The 19,006-nt window shown below is 71.0% G+C and carries 16 protein-coding genes; 10 read left to right on the top strand and 6 right to left on the bottom strand.

The genetic code is table 11. The features are described 5' to 3' along the window. The first annotated feature begins 7 nt into the window (after positions 1-7). From KUM49_RS36805 to KUM49_RS36830, 6 genes are all read left to right on the top strand, one after another. Positions 8-1,126, top strand: a complete 1,119-nt coding sequence (locus tag KUM49_RS36805; RefSeq protein WP_217241317.1) for a hypothetical protein — start codon at positions 8-10, stop codon at positions 1,124-1,126. Positions 1,127-1,362: 236 nt separating this feature from the next. After that, positions 1,363-2,985 (top strand): M48 family metalloprotease, encoded by a 1,623-nt coding sequence (locus KUM49_RS36810; protein WP_217241318.1) that lies wholly within the window; start codon positions 1,363-1,365, stop codon positions 2,983-2,985. Position 2,986: 1 nt separating this feature from the next. Then, entirely contained in the window at positions 2,987-4,111 is a 1,125-nt protein-coding gene (locus KUM49_RS36815) for a hypothetical protein (RefSeq protein WP_217241319.1), read from the top strand. Between the two features lie 93 nt (positions 4,112-4,204). Next, on the top strand, positions 4,205-4,870 hold the full coding sequence (gene msrA, locus KUM49_RS36820; RefSeq protein WP_217241320.1) for a peptide-methionine (S)-S-oxide reductase MsrA: 666 nt from the start codon (positions 4,205-4,207) through the stop codon (positions 4,868-4,870). A gap of 429 nt (positions 4,871-5,299) precedes the next feature. Beyond that, a complete protein-coding gene (locus KUM49_RS36825) occupies positions 5,300-5,977 on the top strand; it encodes a DUF4389 domain-containing protein (protein WP_217241321.1) in 678 nt (225 codons plus the stop codon). A gap of 114 nt (positions 5,978-6,091) precedes the next feature. Continuing rightward, positions 6,092-7,198 carry a serine hydrolase gene (locus KUM49_RS36830; RefSeq protein ID WP_217241322.1) on the top strand — a complete coding sequence of 369 codons (1,107 nt, stop codon included), beginning with the start codon at positions 6,092-6,094 and terminating at the stop codon, positions 7,196-7,198. 9 nt (positions 7,199-7,207) lie between these two features. Here the strand turns inward: KUM49_RS36830 and KUM49_RS36835 are convergent, their stop codons facing one another. Then, complete coding sequence (locus tag KUM49_RS36835; RefSeq protein WP_217241323.1) at positions 7,208-7,606, bottom strand: VOC family protein; 399 nt, start codon at positions 7,604-7,606, stop codon at positions 7,208-7,210. A 154-nt stretch (positions 7,607-7,760) separates the two neighbouring features. Here KUM49_RS36835 and KUM49_RS36840 point away from each other — a divergent pair, with 154 nt between their 5' ends. From KUM49_RS36840 to KUM49_RS36850, 3 genes are read left to right on the top strand one after another with little or no spacing between them, the layout of a single operon-like run. After that, positions 7,761-8,819 (top strand): iron-siderophore ABC transporter substrate-binding protein, encoded by a 1,059-nt coding sequence (locus KUM49_RS36840; protein WP_217241324.1) that lies wholly within the window; start codon positions 7,761-7,763, stop codon positions 8,817-8,819. Beyond that, entirely contained in the window at positions 8,816-9,805 is a 990-nt protein-coding gene (locus KUM49_RS36845; RefSeq protein ID WP_217241325.1) for an iron ABC transporter permease, read from the top strand. The genes KUM49_RS36840 and KUM49_RS36845 overlap by 4 nt, the downstream gene beginning before the upstream one ends. Beyond that, positions 9,802-10,953: an iron chelate uptake ABC transporter family permease subunit gene (locus KUM49_RS36850; RefSeq protein WP_254402348.1), complete on the top strand. Its 1,152-nt coding sequence runs from the start codon at positions 9,802-9,804 to the stop codon at positions 10,951-10,953. Before KUM49_RS36845 ends, KUM49_RS36850 begins: the two co-directional genes overlap by 4 nt. Positions 10,954-10,994: 41 nt before the next feature. Here KUM49_RS36850 and KUM49_RS36855 read toward each other — a convergent pair whose 3' ends face one another. After that, a complete protein-coding gene (locus tag KUM49_RS36855; RefSeq protein WP_217241326.1) occupies positions 10,995-12,035 on the bottom strand; it encodes an NAD(P)-dependent alcohol dehydrogenase in 1,041 nt (346 codons plus the stop codon). Between the two features lie 174 nt (positions 12,036-12,209). Here KUM49_RS36855 and KUM49_RS36860 point away from each other — a divergent pair, with 174 nt between their 5' ends. Then, complete coding sequence (locus KUM49_RS36860) at positions 12,210-13,139, top strand: helix-turn-helix transcriptional regulator (protein ID WP_217241327.1); 930 nt, start codon at positions 12,210-12,212, stop codon at positions 13,137-13,139. A 38-nt stretch (positions 13,140-13,177) separates the two neighbouring features. Here KUM49_RS36860 and KUM49_RS36865 read toward each other — a convergent pair whose 3' ends face one another. The 4 genes from KUM49_RS36865 to KUM49_RS36880 form a co-directional block, all read right to left on the bottom strand. Continuing rightward, positions 13,178-13,690: a hypothetical protein gene (locus tag KUM49_RS36865; protein WP_217241328.1), complete on the bottom strand. Its 513-nt coding sequence runs from the start codon at positions 13,688-13,690 to the stop codon at positions 13,178-13,180. Positions 13,691-13,727: 37 nt separating this feature from the next. After that, on the bottom strand, positions 13,728-14,498 hold the full coding sequence (locus KUM49_RS36870; protein ID WP_217241329.1) for a group II truncated hemoglobin: 771 nt from the start codon (positions 14,496-14,498) through the stop codon (positions 13,728-13,730). An 80-nt stretch (positions 14,499-14,578) separates the two neighbouring features. Beyond that, the gene (locus KUM49_RS36875) at positions 14,579-17,818 is read right to left on the bottom strand and encodes a S8 family peptidase (RefSeq protein WP_254402349.1); all 3,240 of its coding nucleotides are present in this window, start codon (positions 17,816-17,818) and stop codon (positions 14,579-14,581) included. 329 nt (positions 17,819-18,147) lie between these two features. Beyond that, positions 18,148-18,831 carry an ABC transporter ATP-binding protein gene (locus KUM49_RS36880; RefSeq protein WP_217241331.1) on the bottom strand — a complete coding sequence of 228 codons (684 nt, stop codon included), beginning with the start codon at positions 18,829-18,831 and terminating at the stop codon, positions 18,148-18,150. Positions 18,832-19,006 lie beyond the last annotated feature (175 nt).

Genomic DNA, 19,006 nt, shown 5'->3' on the forward strand with positions numbered 1-19,006 from the left:
TTGAGGCATGGAAATTCTCTGGGTCCTGATGGCGCTGGTCATGCTTGGCTTCGTGCTGCTCCCCGTCATGCGGCGCAGGCGCGGCATGATCGAGCAGGTTTCGCCCGGCCACCCGGACGCCGCGGACCCGGCGAACTACGGCTTCGCCCTGCAGGAGGAGCTGGACGTCCGGATGCCCGGCCCCGACCAGGATCTGGTGGATGTCCTGGACCTGGTGCAGCGCACCCAGGACCACCGGGCGGCGGCTCAGCTCCTCGCCGGTACGGAGGCCGCGGACGAGCTGCGGTGGCAACGTGTCCAGGCCTTCGCGGGTGCCGCCTCGCTGGAGCTGCGGCAGCGGCCCGGCGGGGTGAGCGAGGCACCGGGCGGGCAGTGGCTGCGGGTGTGGCGGGCCGAGGCGCCGAAGGACGCGGGCGGCGCGGCGGTGCACGCGGAGTTCCTGGTCCAGCAGGCGTGGCGGACGTCGACGCCGGGCACGGACGAGTTCCGGATCATCATGGAGGAGGCGAGGGCGGCGGTCGGCGACGCGGCTCTGCTGGCCCCGGGCGACCCGGTCCCGTACATCGTCGAGCTGTCGGTGGCGCGCGGACTGGGGTACTCCCAGACGGAGTTCGAGCAGCTCTGGCTGAAGATCCTGGACCGCGCCCCGAACCACATGGGGGCGCATCTGGCCGCCCTGCACTACTGGTGCGAGAAGTGGCACGGCTCACGCGAGCAGGCCTACGGCTTCGCGGAGGCGGCGGCGGCGAGAGCTCCCCGCGGTTCCCTCCTGGCGGCCATGCCCCTCTTCGCGGTCTTCGAGCACCTGCCCGAGGTGAACCTGGTCAGCGGCTTCTACCAGAGCGAGACCGTGACGAAGGCGATGCACGGCGCGCTGTACGCGGTCCACTCGGCCCGCGCCGACGACCCGATGCTGGCGCACGTCCGCCACCTGCTGATCTTCTTCCTGGTCCGTGCCGAGCGCTGGGCGGAGGCGATGAGCCAGCTCGTCCACGTCGACGGCCATGTGGGCGCCCTCCCCTGGACACTGTCCCCCGACCCGGCCGCGGAGTTCGCGGTCTACCGCGCCCTGGCGGTCGCGGGCTACGAGGCGAACGGCGGCAGCCCGGCGACCCTGTCGAACTGACGACGTACGTGGCGTGAACCCGGCCCCCGGCGGGCCCGGTCTCACCTCCACAGGGGCGGGCGCGGCTCTCCTGCCTCGCCCCCACTCGGGCGTCTTGCCTCACTCCGGACCGGTCGGCCATACTCCGCCGTCACACCCGTGTTGGTCATGAGCACGCCCCGCGCTCCTCGTGACCACCCGGGCTGTTTCATGATCTTCCGATCTTCGGATCCGTCCTGTGGGGGGACCTCTGCCCGATGGGCACGACTCTGCGCGCGCTGCGTGCTCTTCTGCTGCTCGCCGGCTTCTATCTGCTCGGCGTCGTGCTGCTGGCCCTGCTCGCCGGCGGCGACTACCTGCTCCACCGGCACGCTCCCAGCAGCCTCGCGGTCAAGCTGACCATCGTCTCCGTGCTCCTGGCGATCCCGCTGGTGCGCGGCCTGTTCATGCTGCGCACACCGCGCGAGGAGGAAGCGGCGGGCCTGCCCGTCACGGAGACCGACGAGCCGGAACTCTGGCGCACCGTACGGGACCTGGCCGAACAGGTCGGCACCCGCGCCCCGTCCCGCATCGTCCTGACGGCCGACGTGAACGCCGCCGTGTCCGAGGACGCCCGGCTGCTCGGCCTGCTGCCCGGGCCGCGCCGCCTCTACCTCGGCGTACCCCTGATGCAGGGCCTGTCCGAGGCCCAGCTGCGGGCGGTCCTCGCCCATGAGCTGGGCCACTACTCGAACTCCGACACCCGCCTGTCCGCCCTCACCGTGCGCGGTCGCGCGCAGGTGCTGCGCACCATCACGCACTTCGAGCAGCGGGCCGACAGGTCGGCGGCGCGCGAGCAGGCCCGCCAGGAGAAGAAGAACGCCAAGGCCGAGGCCAAGGGCAAACAGGCCAAGGACGTCGACACCGGCCACGCGGGCGTCACGTACCGCACGATGGCGAAGATCTACGTCGGGTACGCCAGGCTGTACTTCCGCGCCACCCTCGCCGTCTCCCGCCGCCAGGAGTACGCCGCCGACGCCGCGGCCGCCCGCATCGCCGGCCGGGACGCCACCGCGTCGGCGCTGCGCGAGATCCCGGTCCTGGACGCCGCGTTCGGCTTCTACATGGGCAGCTACGCCACGCTGGGCGCGGACAAGGGTCTCCTGCCGCCGCACGGGCAGGTGTTCGGCGGCTTCGGCCGGATGCTGAGCGCCCGCCGGCTGGACCTGGCGGGGATGCGTACCGACCTGCCCAGCGAACCCTCGTCGCCGTACGACTCGCACCCACCCATCGCGGACCGGGTCCGCCGCATCGAGGAGCTGCCGGACGACGGCCGCGCGGACGAGGCCCGGGGCGCCGCCCTCGACCTGCTGTCCGCCCCCGGGCGGACGCTCGCGGCCCTGGAGGACGCGGTCCTGACGGACGAGGTGCGGCGCTTCGCGCGCACCCGGGACTGGCAGGAACTGCTCGACCGTTCGATGGCCGAGGCGCTCGCCTCCGGCGATACGCCGTTGCACGGGGCGCTGCGGCAGTACACCCAGGAACAGCCGACCCTGCCCGCGCTGCTCGACGTGATCGAGGACGGCCGGCTGTGGCAGCTGGCGAAGCGGCTGCCCATGTCGCCGGAGGCGGCCGCCGCCCAGGGCCGGGTCTTCCGCGAGTTCGTACGCCCCACCCTGCACACGTCGCTGGTCAGCATGGCCCTGGCAGAGCTCGACGCCCGCTCGCTGCTGCGCTGGGAGTTCTCCTGGGAGCGGTCGGCGGTCCCGGTCCTGCCGCCGGCCGCCGACGGCACCGAGACCGACCTCGACGCCGCGGTCGGCCAGGCGGTCGCCGACACCCCCGACACCGCCCCGCTGCGGGCACTGCTCACCCACCACGATCGAAGCACCGAGGTCTGACGTGATCGTTCTCTGGGTCGTCCTGGCCCTCATCGGACTCCCCCTGCTCGCTCTCGGCCTGTACTTCCTCAAGGCGATCGTCCAGGGCGCCGTCGAAGGCTGGCGCGGGGAGAGCGACGGCGACGAGGATGGGCAGTACGAACTGCCCGCCGCGGCCGCCGCCCTCGGTCTGCTGCCCCCCGAGCGGCAGGACACCAAGTCCGCGGCACCGCTGCCGGCCGCGCTCGTCGCGGCGCTCGACGCGGCCAAGGCCGGCGACTGGCAGCCGGCCGCGGCCCTGCTCGACGCGACGGCCGACGCGCGGGACTGGGAACACCGCTCCTTCCACAGCGGACGGCTCGCCTCCCTCGCCGCCGAGGACGACGCGTGGCTGCTGGCCTGGGAGGCCGCCCGCCCCGACGACCCCGGCGCCGCGCTGGTGCGGGCCCGCAGCACGGTGGCCCTGGCCGGGAAGATCCGGGGCGCGAAGCGGGCCAAGCACACCACCGCCGAGCAGTTCGAGGGCTTCCACCGCGTCATGGCCCGGTCCCGCGAGGAGCACGCCCGCGCGGCCGCCGTGGCCGTCGAGGGCGACCCCACCCCGTACATCGGCGAGATCCCGACCGCGCTGGGCCTCGGCTACCCGCACGCCGAGATGGACCGCCTGTGGAAGGAGCTCACGGACCGCGCCCCGCACCACTACGAGGCCCACTACTTCGCCCTGCAGTACTGGTGCGCCAAGTGGCGCGGCTCCGAGCCGCTGGCCCGCGAGTTCGCGGCGAGCGCCGCCGCGAAGGCCCCGTTGGGCAGCCTGATGACGGTGTTCCCCCTGATCGCGCACTTCGAGCACGACGATTCCGACTCGGCGGACGCCGACCGCACCCCGGGGATGCGGGCCCTGGTCGACGCGGCGCTCGCCGACGTGGCGGCGGCCGATCCGGCCCACCCCCGCCTGCCGGAGGTCCGCCACCTGCTGGCGTTCTACCTGTGCCTGCAGGACCGGGACGAGGCGGCCGTGGAACAGTTCCGCCAGGTCGACGGGTACGTCGATGCCCTCCCGTGGCGTTACCGAGGCGACCCGGCGGGCGAGTTCTGCCGCCTGCGCGATGCGAGCCTGGCGAACGCGGGCGGGGCAGCGTCGGGCTGACCCGGCTGCCGGTGTCCGGCCGGAATTCGGGGCGGCACGCAAACGTTGTTCCGGGTGCCGCCCCGCAAACCCATGCATGAAGGAGCCCGCGCCATGCTGTTCGGCCGTACGCCCGTCCTGCCCACCCCCGAGCAGGCGCTCCAGGGCCGCTCGGAGCCGACGTTCTCGGTCCCCGACCGCCACACCGTCCTCGGCACCCCGCTGCTCGGCCCCTACCCCGAGGGCTACGGCATCGCCGACTTCGGCCTGGGCTGCTTCTGGGGCGCCGAGCGCAAGTTCTGGCAGCTCCCGGCAGGCGTCTGGACCACCCTCGTCGGCTACCAGGGCGGCCACACCGAGCACCCGACCTACGAGGAGGTCTGCTCGGGCCTCACCGGCCACACGGAGGTGGTCCGCGTGGTCCACGACCCCGAGCTGATCTCCTACGAGCAGCTCCTGAAGACCTTCTGGGAGTCCCACAACCCCACCCAGGGCTTCCGCCAGGGCAACGACGTCGGCACCCAGTACCGCTCCGCGATCTACACCCACACCCCGGAGCAGGCCGCCGTCGCCGAGGCCTCCCGCGAGACGTACCAGAAGGTCCTGACGGGCTCGGGCCACGGCACGATCACCACGGAGATCCTCCCCGTCGAGGGCCGCACGTTCTACGTGGCGGAGGGATATCACCAGCAGTACCTGGACAAGAACCCGGCGGGGTACTGCGGGATCGGCGGGACCGGGGTGTCCTGCCCGATCGGCGTGGCGAAGGCCGAGGGCTGAGCACCGGGATCACCCCTGCTGCTCGCACTGCAACCGCTCGCGGCCTGTGGCGGGAACGACGGTTGTCGTTCCCGCTCCGCTTTGTCGGGCAGTTCCGCCCAAGGGGTCCTTTCACTATGAGCGTCTGATCAGGTCGCGTGGTCTGGTGCCGTGCATCGCAAGGCGCCGGAGCGGCCGCGATGGGGGTCCCCCCGCGCGAGGTTGTTCGAGCGTGGGGGAGGAGCCACGTGGGCGTTTCGGCAACGCGGCGAGGTGCGGTGCCAGGCCGCGCGACCCGGACGGGCATAGTGAAAGCCCCTTAAGTCGCGGCGGCCCCCTTCGCGTGCGAGCCTGAATGCATGATCAGGCAGCCACCAGGTGGCCTGCCCGAGGGGTGAGGGTACGGACGGATGACCGCCGGGTGGGGCTCTCGAGAAGGAGTTGCGCCACATGCTTCCTGTCTCCATGTCGCCTGTGCGAATCGACGCGTTTCTCGATCCGCGGCTGTCCAGATGGCTGTGGCTGGTGAAGTGGCTCCTCGCAGTCCCGCACTACATCGTGCTGTTCTTCCTGTGGATCGCGTTCGTCCTCGTCACCGTCGTCGCGTTCTTCGCCATCCTCTTCACCGCGCGATACCCCCGGTCCCTCTTCGACTTCAACGTCGGAGTACTGCGCTGGAACTGGCGGGTCAGCTACTACGCCCACACCGCGCTCGGCACCGACCGGTATCCGCCGTTCACCCTCGCGGACGTGGCCGACTATCCCGCGCACTTCGACGTCGCCTATCCCGAGCGCCTTTCCCGCGGCCTGGTGTTGGTGAAGTGGTGGCTGTTGGTGATCCCGCAGTACATCGTCGTCGGGATGTTCGTCGGCGGGTGGGGCTGGGGGGAAGGGGACGGCTGGCACGGCGGCGGTCTGATTCCCTTCCTCTCCCTGGTCGCCGTGATCGTTCTGGCGGTCACCGCCCGCTACCCGGTGCACCTCTTCGACTTCCTGATCGGCATGGCCCGCTGGGTCGCGCGGGTGACCGCCTATGCCGCCCTGATGACCGATGAGTACCCGCCGTTCCGTCTCGACATGGGCGGGCAGAGCAACCCCCCGGTCGGCATGGCCAAGGCCGACCGGTGACACCCGCACGGGCCTGACCTCGCCCCCTGTGCCGACGCGCGTTCCCGGGTGCCGGCACGCGTGCCCGCGGGGAATTCGTTGCCTCCCGTCGCCCGATGCGGGCTAATGGCACGCATGGCTGACATCCAGGGCTCGTACGACGATCTGTTCACGGCCGTGCCGAGTGCGCTGGCCACGTTGCTGGACGAGGGAGACGCGGGCGCCTCGGTGGCGGTCTTCGTGGACGGCGAGCCGGTGGTGGACGTCTGGGGCGGGTTCGCCGACGCGGACCGCACGGTCCCGTGGGAGCGGGACACGATCGTCAACGTCTGGTCCGTCACGAAGACGATGACGGCGCTGTGTGCCCTGGTCCTGGCCGACCGTGGCGAGCTCGATCCGGACGCACCGGTCGCCCGGTACTGGCCGGAGTTCGCCGCTGTGGGCAAGGAGAAGGTGCTGGTGCGGCACCTGCTCGCACACACCGCGGGCCTGCCCGACTGGGAGGGACCCGTCGACGAGCTCTACGACTGGCCGTCCGCCACGGCGCGGCTGGCCCGGCAGGCGCCTCGGTGGGCGCCGGGCAGCGCGGCCGGGTACCACTCGCTCACCCAGGGATTCCTGGTGGGTGAGGTCGTACGCCGGATCACCGGCCGGATGGTCGGCGAGTACTTCGCCGAGGAGGTGGCCGGTCCGCTGGGCGCGGACTTCCACATCGGGCTGTCCGCCGAGCACGACCACCGCGTGGCGCTCACGGTCCCGCCTCCTTCCCGTGGCGAGGACTACACCGCGAGCACGTCCGTCGGCAACGCGGGCCCTGCCGCGGGGACCGGCATCCGGGTACGCGACGGCAACGGCGTGGCCTGGCGCCGTGCGCAGATCCCCGCGGCGAGCGGGTTCGGCAATGCCCGTTCGGTCGCCCTCGTGCAGTCGGCGATGGCCTGCCGAGGAGCGGTGCGGGGCGTGCGGTTGCTGTCGCCGGCGGGTTGTGAGCGGGCGTGGGTGGAGCAGTTCAGCGGTGACGACCGGATCCTGGGCAGGCCGGTGCGCTACGGCCTGGGCTACGGGCTGTTCGGCAGCACCTACGGGTGGGGCGGCTGGGGCGGCTCCGTGGTGATGGTCGAACCCGACGCGCGCATGGCGGTCGCGTACGTGACGAATCAGATGCGCGAACCCGCCGAGGACCAGCGGGGGTTGGAGATCGTCATGTCCGCCTACGACGGCCTTCAGGGTCTGCGGTCCTGATCCGGCCGATCACGGCCGCGTCCCTCGACTCCCGCTGCCGTACGGCCGCGTGAGGATCTCCAGGTTGTGCCCGTTCGGATCGTCGAAGTAGACGCCCCGGCCCCCGTCGTTGTGGTTGATCTCCCCTGCCTGGCTGTGGAACGGGTCCGCCCAGTAGGTCAGACCGGCGTCCCGGACGCGGGTGAAGATCGTGTCGAAGTCGTCCTCGGAGACGAGGAAGGCGTAGTGCTGGGGCGTGATCGGGCCGGGGGTGTCGATGTAGTCGAGGGTCACGCCGTTGGGGATCTCGACGGGGACGAAGGGGCCGTACGGCGGGGCCACCTTCAGTCCGAGGATGTCGGCGAGGAACCGGGCCGAGGTGTTCTTGTCGTGTACGGCGACGATGGTGTGGTTCAGCTGGACGGTCATCGTGCGGGCCTCCTCGCGCCGAGTTCGGGGCTCCTTCGTATCGACCATACTCCGCGAGCGGTTAAGGTAAGCCTTGCCTTAGCAAGCCGGTTTATCGCTGAACGAGTGCAACGGTGCCAGGACACCGGTGAACCAGTACATCGTCGGAGTAGTCGTGCGTGCACCAGCAGTGAAAGCCGTCCTGGCCGCGACCGTTGTCGGAGGGCTGCTCGCCGGCTGCTCGTCGTCGGACGGCGGTGACGGGAGCGCGGAGAAGGCGGACGGGGCGCGCAATCCGGTGATGGGCGCCTCGGCAGGAGCCTCCAAGGGGCCGTCCGCCGCGCCGAGCGCCCTCGCCGACGGCATGGGTGCCGACACGGACACCGACGGGACGTTCCCGCGGACCGTCACCCACTTCCAGGGCAAGACGGCCATCGAGGCCGAGCCGAAGAAGATCGCCGTCCTCAGCACCGGTCAGCTCGACGACCTGCTGTCCCTGGGGACCGTGCCCACGGCCACCACCCGTGCCGACAACGCCGGGCTGGTACCCGACTACCTCGCCGACGCCTTCCCGAAGGACAAGGCGCGGCTCGCCGGCATGACCGACGCGGGCACCCGGCAGGCGCCCAATCTGGAGTCCCTCGCCGCCGCCGAGCCGGACCTGATCCTCGCGAACGACTCGCTCGGCGAGCTCTACCCCAAGCTGTCGAAGATCGCGCCCACCGTGATCACCGCCGGCAACGGCATCAACTGGAAGCGCGACCTGCTCCTCGTCGGCGAGGCCGTCGGCAAGGGCGAGGCGGCCCGGAAGATGCTGGACGACATCACCGCCGACGCTGCCGGGAAGGGCGCGGACCTCGGCGACCCCACCGTCTCCATGGTGCGGTTCACGCCCGACCGCACCCGCATGTTCGGCGTCTCCTCCTTCACCGGGTCCATCGCCGTCGACATGGGGCTGTCGCGGCCCGAGTCGCAGCGGTTCACCGCCATTTCCGAGGACATCGGCCCGGAGAGCGTCGACACCGCCGACGGCGACTGGATCTTCTACTCCGTCCAGGGCGACGCCGGCGAGACCGACGCGGCGAGTGTCGTCGCCGGACCGTTGTGGAAGTCGATGAAGGCCGTCGAGGCGGGGCAGGCCGTGAAGGTCGACGACGACCCCTGGTACCTCAACGCCGGTCCGACCGCCGCGCGTCTGGTGATACGACAGCTCGCCGAGCACATCGGCACGTGAGCCCCAGACACCTCGCCTGGCCGGTGGCCGTCCTCGCGGTGGCCGCGGTCGGCATGCTCAGCCTCGCCGTCGGCACCCGCGCGGTTCCGCTGTCGGCGGTGTTCGACGCCCTGTTGCACGGCGGGGGTTCACCGAACGCCCTGGTCGTACGGTCGCTTCGGGTGCCGCGCACCGAGGTCGGGCTGACCGCGGGTGCCGCGCTCGGCGTCGCCGGCGCCGCGCTCCAGGCCGTCACCCGCAATCCGCTCGCCGATCCCGGCATCCTCGGGCTGAGCCAGGGGGCCGCGGCCGGCGTCGTCCTCGCGATCGGGTTCGGTCTGGCGAACGGCTTCGGCGGGTACGTCCGGTACGCCTTCGCCGGTGCCGTCGTCGCCGCGTGTCTGGTGTACGCCATCGCCGCCCGCGGACGGGAGGGGGCGTCGCCGGTGAAGCTGGCGCTGGCGGGCACGGCGTTGTCCGCGATGACCGCCGGTGCGACGACCGTCGTCCTCACCTCCAGCTCCGCCACGCTCGACCAGTTCCGGTTCTGGCAGGTGGGCGCGTTGAGCGGGCGGGACGCGGACACGGTCGTCCGCATGCTGCCGTTCCTGGCGGTGGGCGCGGTGCTGGTGCTCGCCTGTGCGCGAGGACTGGACGCGCTGGCCCTGGGCGAGGAGACGGCACGGGCGCTGGGGCATCGGGTGCAGCTGGTGCGGGGTGCGGCGGCGCTCGGGGCGACCTTGCTGACGGCCGCCGCGGTGGCCGCGGCCGGTCCGATCGCCTTCGTCGGGCTGGCCGTGCCGCACCTGGCCCGGCGGCTGGTCTCCGGAGGCCATCGCGCCGTGCTGCCGCTCTCCGCCCTGCTGGGCGCGGCGCTGCTGGTGGGCGCGGATGTGGCGGGGCGGGTGGTACGGGCTCCCGCGGAGGTGCCGGCCGGGGTGATGACCGCGTTGGTGGGGGTGCCGGTGCTGGTGGTGCTGGTACGGCGCAAGGGCGTGGCTGCATGAGCCGCCGAGTCGCGGACAGTCGGGCCGCCGGGGCGATGGGGAGGGTGGGCGCGGAGGGCACCCCGTCAGCGCCGGGCAGCGCGTCCGAGTCCTCAACACCGACGCCGGGTGCCCTCGCGTCCGGCATCACCGTCCTTCGCCCCGGCCGCCGCGTCTCACTGCTCCTCCACCGCCGCTCCGCCGTGGCCGCCGTGACCCTGCTCCTCCTCCTCGCGACCGTCATGCTCGCGTCGGCCTGCCTGGGCCAGACGTACGTCTCCCCCGCCGAGGTCTGGCACACCCTGCGCACCGGCTCCGGACCGTACGACCTGGTCGTCGGGGAGTTGCGGGTGCCGCGGATCGTGCTGGGAGCGCTCGTGGGGGCCGCTCTCGGACTCGCGGGGGCGCTGGTGCAGACCGTCACGCGCAATGCGCTCGCCAGTCCGGACGTGATCGGTGTGGGGCACGGGGCCGCCGCCGCGACCGTCCTCGCCCTGGCGACGGGAGCCGTCCGCTCACCCGGCGCGATGCCCGCCGTCTCCGTGGCCGGAGGACTTGCCGCAGCCGCCCTGGTCTACCTCCTCGCCTGGCGGCGCGGTATGCAGCCGAGCCGCTTCGTGCTGACCGGCGTGGGGATCGGGGTCGCGTTGTCCGCGATCGTCCAGCTGTATCTCACCGACAGCGAGCTGGAGGCCGCCGAGCAGGTCAAGCTGTGGCTGACCGGCAGTCTGAACGGGCGGGGCCGGGAGCAGGCGGGGCCGCTGGCCGTCGTCCTCCTGCTGTGTCTGCCCGCGCTGGTGTGGGCGGGCCGGGCCGTACGGCCGCTCGGGCTCGACCCGGACACGGCGGCCGCGCTCGGCGTCCGGGTGGACCGGGCCCGCCTCGGCCTCACCGTTGTGGGGGTCGTCCTCGCCGCCACGGCGACCGGTGCCGCGGGACCGATCGGGTTCGTCGCGCTGACGGCACCCCAACTGGCCCGCCGGATCACCCGGACGCCTCACCTTCCGCTGTGGTGCTCGGCGTTGACCGGCGCGTTCGTGCTCGTCGCGGCCGACCTGGCGGCCCGCACCCTGCTGCCCCCGCTGGAGATCCCGGTCGGCGCGCTCACGTCGCTGGTCGGGGGGCCGTATCTGCTGTGGCTGCTGGGCCGACGTACGGCGACACGCTGACGGGCCCCGGCGCTCATCCGCCGGGGCCCGTCAGCCGGTGCTCAGATCGTCGCGGTGTCGATCACGAACCGGTACCGCACGTCGCTGGCCTGCACGCGCTCGTACGCCTCGTTGATCTCGGAGGCGCCGATCAGCTCGATCTCCGCGCCGATGCCGTGCTCGGCGCAGAAGTCCAGCATTTCCTGGGTCTCCGCGATGCCGCCGATCATCGAACCGGCGAGGGTCTTGTTGCCGCCGATGAGGGAGAACAGGTTCAGGGCGACGGGCTCCTCGGGGGCGCCCACGTTCACCAGGGCGCCGCCCGTCTTCAGCAGGCCGAGGTAGGCGCCGAAGTCCAGCGGGGCCGACACCGTGGAGACGATGAGGTCGAAGGAGCCGGCCAGTTCCTCGAACGTCTTCGGGTCGCTGGTCGCGTGGTAGTGGTCGGCGCCCAGCTTCAGGCCGTCGTCCTTCTTGCGCAGGGACTGCGAGAGGACCGTGACCTCGGCGCCGAGCGCGTGCGCGATCTTGACGCCCATGTGACCGAGACCGCCCAGGCCGATGACGGCGACCTTCTTGCCGGGGCCCGCGCCCCACTGCTTGAGCGGCGAGTACGTGGTGATGCCGGCGCACAGCAGCGGCGCGGCGACGTCCAGGGCCAGGCCGTCGGGGATGCGGACGGTGAAGTTCTCGTCGACGACGACGTGGGTGGAGTAGCCGCCGTAGGTGGGTTCGCCGTCCTTGCCGACGGCGTTGTACGTGCCGACCGAGCCGCCGGTGCAGTGCTGCTCCAGGCCGGCCTTGCAGTTGTCGCACTCGCGGCAGGAGTCGACCAGGCAGCCGACGCCCACCCGGTCGCCGACCTTGAACTTGGTGACGCCGGGGCCGACCTCGGAGACGACGCCCGCGATCTCGTGGCCCGGAACCATCGGGAAGATCGCCTCGCCCCAGCCCTCGCGGACCTGGTGGATGTCGGAGTGGCAGATGCCGGCGAACTTGATGTCGATCAGCACGTCGAACTCGCGGACCGCGCGACGCTCGATGGTGGTGCGCTCCAGGGGAGCCTTGCCGGCGGGGGCGGCGTACGCAGCAACAGTGGTCATGCGGAGGGTTCTCCTAGCAAAGGGTTTTCCGCGCCCGGCTGCCTTCCGGCCGGGCACGCCCTCCAGCGTGCCTCACCGGACCGCTTTCACCCAGGCCACGGCTCTGCCTACGTTCGCTGGTCCTACCACTGGCGGGGTCAGGCTGGTGTGCGTACGACCGTGAATACTGGACGGATGGACGAACAGCCCGGACCCGTACAGGACCCCACCGCGGAGAGCGGCGGTTCGCTGGACCAGCGAGCCGAGCTCAGCGAGTTCCTGCGCACCCGGCGGGCCCGGCTGAAGCCGGAGGACGTGGGGCTGCCGGACTTCGGGCGGCACCGCAGGGTGCCGGGACTGCGCCGGGAGGAGCTGGCGCAGCTGGCCGGGGTGTCGGTGGCGTACTACACGCGCCTGGAGCAGGGAAACGGGCGGAACGTGTCGGCGGAGGTCCTGGACGCCATCGCCCGCGCGCTCAGGCTGACCGACGCCGAGCGCGCCCACCTCACGCACCTGGCGAAGCCCAAGCAGCACAAGAAGAAGCAGTCCGCCCGCACCCAGCAGGTGCGGGGCGCGCTGCGGCAGCTGCTGGACACGATGGACGGCATTCCCGGGTACATCGTGGGCCGGCGTTCCGACATCCTCGTCTGGAACCGGATGGCCGCGGCGGTCTTCGGGGACTGGGCGCAGCTGCAGCAGCAGGAGCGGAACTGGGCGCGGATGGTGTTCCTCAAGCCGGACTACCGCGAGCTGTTCGTCGAGTGGGAGCAGAAGGCCACCGACATCGTCAGCTATCTGCGGATGGACGCGGGCTGTCACCCGGACGACCCGCTGCTGTCCGCGCTGGTGGGCGAGCTCTCCGTGAAGAGCGAGGAGTTCAGGCGGCTGTGGGCCACCCACGACGTCAAGGAGAAGAGCCACGGCGTCAAGCGGATGCACCACCCGCTCGTCGGCCGTCTCGAACTCTCCTTCGAGACGTTCAAGCTGGTCGACGACCCGGAGCAGTCCCTGATCACCTACCACGCGGAACCGGGCTCCCCGTCGGCCGAGGCCCTGCGCCTGCTGGCGAGCTGGGGCACGGACGCCACGCGGGCGGGTGCGCAGTCGTCGACGCCCCCGCTCTGACACGGCGGTTCAGCAGCCGTCGGCGTCGGTACGACGACTCAGTCCCGTACGCCCAGATCCTCCCGCATGACCCGGCGCATCGCGCTCAGCCGGGGTTCGGCCGCCTTCAGGTCCAGTAGCGCCTGCTGGGCGCTCTCGCCTTCCCGGGCCCGGCCCCGGTCGAGGCGCTTGGCGACGGCGTCGATGCCCGCGAGCACCTCGTTGAGGGACCGCGAGGACTCCAGGATCCGCTCCGGCACCACCATCTGTGCCTCGGCGTACCGGTCGCGGTAGTCGCGGCGGGCCTCCTCCAGCTGCTCGCGCTCCTGGTCGCCGTAGACGTCGTCGCGCAGCCGGTGCAGGGCGTCCTTCAGCAGCGTGTGGAACTGCCGGGAGGCCCGGTTCATGGCGGTGTAGGCATCCCGCCGCTCCTCGAACGCCCGGCGCTTGTCCTCCAGTGTGATCTCCTCGGCACGCTGCCGTCGGGTGAGCCGGTGGCTGAGGACGGGCGCGAAGAGCGTGCCGAGAACACCGACGACGGCGGTGATCGTGGTGGCGAGGGCGTCGGTCATGACGGGATGTTAGTCAACGGCCGACGCCTGCTCCCCGTCAGCCCTGGTACGGCGGCGCCGCCCCCCACGTCCACCGCGGTACCGGTTGCTCCGCCGGTGGCTTCGCGTCGGGGCCGGAGAAGTACACGGCCAGCCGGGTGCCCCACTCCACGTAGGCGAGGAACGCCGAGCGGAACGCGGCGTCCGTCGGCAGGTCCGCCTCGTCCGCCGCGTCCTGGATCAGGTTCACCCAGCGGCGGCGCTGCGGCTCGGTGATGCCCCGGCCCATGTGCTTGGCGACCATGTGCCCGTGCCCGCCCTGGCTCTCGGAGTAGGCGGGCGGGCCGCCGAACACCTCGGCGAGCCAGAGGGCGACATGCTCGGCGTGCTCGGGGTCGAGGCCCGCGAAGAGCGGGGCCAGCAGCTCGTCCCGCATCACCTTCTCGTAGAACACCGACGTCAGCCGCCCGAAGGCCTCCGCACCGCCCGCCCACTCGTACAGCGTGGGGACGGCGGAGCCCGTGCCGCGGACGGTGGTCGGCTTGTAGTGGCGCATCTCCTGGATGCTCGGGATGTACGGCTGGATCTCGGCGAGGAAGTCGGGGAACAGCTCCGACTCGCGGAAGCCTTCCAGGTGGTCCTCGCTCGAGGTCCAGGTGATGCGCAGGATGTAGTGCTCGAAGTCGTCCTCGCAGCGGGCCAGTTCGTAGTCGACGCACTGCGGCGCCGCGGCCAGCAGGGCACCGGCCTTGGTGTAGGCGGACAGGAACTCCGCCGACTGCTCCTCGGGGATGCGGTACCGGATGTACTCGACAGTCTGTGCGGTCATGCGACCACAGAAACACGAGAGGCCTGCCGGAGGCTGTACCTCCGGCAGGCCTTTCGCTCAGCGCTCAATGAGCCGGCGTTCTACTTCCCGTAGTACGCGTTGTAGATCGAGATCGTCGACTTGTTGCCCTTCTTGTCGGCGATCTTGGCGTGGAAGGAGATGGCCTTGCCCTTCGCCGGGTTCTTCGCGGTGATCTTGCCGTTCTTCACGGTGACCTTCTTCCAGGTCTGGCCGTAGTCGTACGACACGTACACCGCGAGCGACTTCAGGTTGGAGCCCTTGGCCGCGCCCTCGACGGTGACCGGGATCGACACCGTCTTGCCCGCCTCGACCTTGCTGTCGAGGCCCGTCTTGGCGTTGAAGCGGACCATGGAGGCCGGCAGCTTGGCCATGTCGCCGGTCGGCTTCTTCGAGCGGAAGGTCCAGCTCGCGTCGATCCGCGTGGAGGCGGCCGCGACCTTGACGCTCCGCTTGACCGAGGTGGTCAGCTTGTACTCGGCGTCACCGGCCGGGACCTTGAACACCGTCTCGCCGAACAGCGGGTCGGCGCTGGTGCCGATCTTGGTGCCGTTGCGGTACAGCGAGGTGGCGACCGAGGTGAAGTCGGACGATCCGGCGTGCCCGGCCCCGTCGGCGAACAGCGGCAGCAGGCCGTAGATGCCGTTGCCCTCGCGGAAGAGCCCGTAGTCCGCGTTCAGGTGCGGGCCGAAGACCGCGGTGTTGAAGGTCTTCGTGTACTTCTTGCCCGCCTTGAAGGTCTGCGGGTCGCCCAGCGTGTAGTACGCGTCGAGGATCGGGTAGCCGTCCGCGTCCTTGCCGGCGTACTGCTCGAAGTCGAAGGTCCACTGGATCTTGTCGGCCGTCGAGAGGTACAGCGTGCGGGCGCCCGGCAGCTTCTGCTCCACCGGGAGACCGATGACCACGTCCTCGGGGAAGAGACCCCAGGTGACGAGTCCGCCGGACTTGCCGGAGGCGGCCGCACCGAGGTTGTTCTTCACCGTGGCGAGTTCACTCGCCTTGAAGTGCCGGACCTTGTCGCCCTGGATCTTCTTGACCTTGGCGGTGGTGGCCACGTCGTACTCGGCGCTCGCGCCCTTGGTCCACTGGCCGTTCCAGGTCTGGGTGAGACCGGTGGCGGCCTCCGGACCCAGGTGGGCCATCCGCAGGTCGGCGAACTTCTGGAGGCCGACGCCGATGCCGATGCCCGCCGGCTCGTAGAAGTAGTTGCTCATCGCGCCGGTCTGCTTGGCCTGCGCGTCGGGCACCGTGATGTCGGCCGACTTGGTCTTGCGGGCGTCGACGGTCACCGAGGTGTCCTTGGTGACGTTCAGCTTCGGCTGGACCAGCCAGTCGAGGCCGCCCTCCAGGTTCACGAAGTCCTTCGCGATCCAGGCGTCCAGCAGGTACGTGCCCTTGGGCACCCGCATGGTCGTGGTGCCGGAGGCGGCCACCGGAACCTGGTAGCCACGGCCGTTGCCGAGGCCCGAGTAGCCGAGGAGTAGCGTGTTGTAGCCGTCGGACGGCTGACCGTCCCGGCCGAGGTGCTTGACGGTGACGTCGTACGACTCCACCTCACGGTTGACGGCAGCGGCCGTACGGACGCTCTGGCCACCGCCCGTCGCCGTCACGTACGCGGAGTACGCGCCGTCGAGCGTGCCGCCCAGCTTGGTGTTGACGGTGACGTCCACGGACGCCGTGCCGCCGTTCGCCGGGACGGTCACCTTGGTCGCGCCCAGCTTGAAGAAGCCGGCCGGAGCCGCCGCGCCCTTGGGGTTGGTGGCGGTCGCGGAGAGGGTGAGCGTGACGTCCTTCGTACCGAGGTTGCGGTACGTCAGCTTCTTCGTTTCCGGCGTGTCGTCGGTGTGCGGCCACTGCTGCGTGCCGAAGCTCACCGACCCCGGTTCGGCGATCACGGTCTGCTTGATGGCCTTGTCGACCTGGATACGGCCCGACCCCTGCTGGAACGGGGTGTACTTGCCGCCCTTGGTGGAGGCGGTCAGCGCGCCCTTCAGCTCGGCGTACTTCCAGTCCGGGTGCTGCTGCTTGAGGATCGCGGCGGCACCCGCGACGTGCGGGGTCGCCATCGACGTACCCGAGATGCTCATGTAGCCGGCGGGCTTCTCGCCGACCTCCTTGGCGATGTCGTTGCCGACACCCGAAGCGGCCGTGATGTCCACGCCCGGCGCGGTGACGTCCGGCTTGATCGCGCCGTCGCCGAGCCGCGGGCCCGTGCTGGAGAAGGCCGCGAGAACGTCCTTGTCGTCGACGGCGCCGACGGTGAGCGCGGCTTCCGCGCTGCCCGGCGAACCGACCGACTCCGGGCCGGAGTTGCCGGCCGCGATCGCGAAGAGGATGCCCTTCTCGGCGGACATCTTGTTGACCGCCGCCTCCAGCGGGTCCTCCTCCGGCGTGTCCATGCCGCCGAGGCTGAGGTTGACGACCTGGGCGCCCTGCTCGGCCGCCCACTCCATGCCGGCGAGGATGCCGGAGTCGTCGCCGGAGCCGGTGTCGTCGAGGACCTTGCCGCTGATGATGTCGGCGCCGGGCGCCACGCCCTTGTACTTGCCGCCGGACTTGGCGCCGGTGCCCGCCGCGATGGACGCGACGTGCGTGCCGTGGCCGACCTTGTCGGTGGTGTCGGCGGCCGGAGTGAAGTTCTTCGCCGCGACGACCTGGTCCTTGAGGTCCGGGTGGGTCGCGTCGACGCCCGTGTCCAGGACGGCGATCTTGACGCCCTTGCCGTCGTAGCCGGCCGACCACGCCTTCGGAGCGCCGATCTGCGGCACGGACTTGTCGAGGCTGGCCTTGCGGACGCCGTCGAGCCAGACGTGCGCGATGCCGGAGGCGGTCTTGTCGCCGTTGGTGACCGCGTCCCAGAGGTCCGGCGCGTCCTCGTGCGGGGTCTGCACGGCGTCGGCGTTCAGGGACCTGAGGGTCTGGCGCAGGGTGCCCGCGTCGCGGACGTCGCTCTTGGTGGCGGTCGCGGCTCCCTTGTAGCCGACGATGACCTTCAGGCCGTTCTTCTGGGAGGTGCGGGTCGCCGACTTGTTGAGCTCGGTGATGTCGAAGAGCCGCTGGTCGAGTTTGCCGGTGGCGACCAGCCGGGCCGCGTCGGCCGGAATCACGAGGGTGTGTCCGTCGGCCTTGCGGATCTGGACGGGTATGTGTTCCCGCCCCTTCGCCCGCTCCAGGCCCACGACACGGCCCTTGGTGTCGACGGAGACGCGGTCACCCGTGATCAGGGTGATGCGGTGGTGGGACGTGAGCTGGGCGGCGCCGGTCGCGCGCTGCTCGGGCTCGGCCGACGCCGGGCTGGTCATGCCCGCCGCCAGGGCCACTGCCGCGGCCGTGGCTATCGTGGCCGCGCATGCTCTTTTCACTTGTCTGCGCAAGTTTCCCCCTAGCGGAAGTACCGGGTGAATTCCCCGTTCACCCGGCCGGGGGTGGTCTCGCACGCATACCCGTGCACCCCCCGGAACTCGCAGTATGCCGGGGGGTGATCAGGCACCTCAATAGACAGACACCTCACAGGAAGGCTCTGTTACACGATCGTCGGGTAAGCGAATGTCTCCGGCCATTTCCGAATTTCGCCGCCACGAGTTCGCCGCCACGAGTTCGCCGCCTCGAGTTCGCCGCCTCGAGTTCGCCGTTACGAAAGGGCGTTCTCCTTCACCGTGATCTTCCCCTTGCGGATCGTGGCGACGCGCGGGGCCTTCTTCGCGAGCGAGGAGTCGTGGGTGACCATGATGAAAGTCAGCCCGAGCTCCTTCCACATGGTTTCGAGTACGTCCATGATCTCGTCGCGCATCGACTCGTCGAGGTTTCCGGTGGGTTCGTCGGCCAGCAGCACCTTCGGCTGCTTGACCAGCGCGCGGGCGATGGCGACGCGCTGCTGCTGGCCGCCGGACATCTCACCCGGCAGATGCCCGAGCCGCTCGCCGAGCCCGACCGACCTCAGCGCCTCGGCGGCCCGTTCGCGCCGCTCCCTCCCCTTCACGCCGAGCGGGACGAGCGCGGTCTCGACGTTCTCCTGCGCGGTGAGCGTCGGGATCAGGTTGAAGCTCTGGAAGACGAAGCCGATGTTCTCGCTGCGCACCTTGGTGAGCCGGGCCTCGGACAGCTTGGCCATGTCGGTGCCGTCGAGCACGACTTCACCGGACGTCGGCCGGTCGAGGCCGCCGAGCATCTGAAGCAGCGTGGACTTGCCGCCGCCGGTGGGGCCTTGAATGACCAGCCGGTCACCGTCGGCGATGGTGAGATCCACACCGTCGAGCGCGTCGACGGTTTCCTTGCCTCGGCTGTAACGCTTGGTGACGCCTTTGAGTTCGTACATGGGGACAACTCCTGAGATGGGTGAGAGGTTTGGTGATTCCGCGCAGGCTGCGGGCAGTCGTGCCGCCGGGGCGATGGGGGTCCCCCCGCTCGAGCGAAGTCGAGAGTGGGGGAGGGTGGGCGCAGCGGCACCCCGCCCGCGCGGGCAAGCGCACCCGCCCCTCAGCCCCAGCCGA

This window comes from Streptomyces sp. AC555_RSS877, assembly GCF_019049245.1.
Lineage (GTDB): Bacteria > Actinomycetota > Actinomycetes > Streptomycetales > Streptomycetaceae > Streptomyces.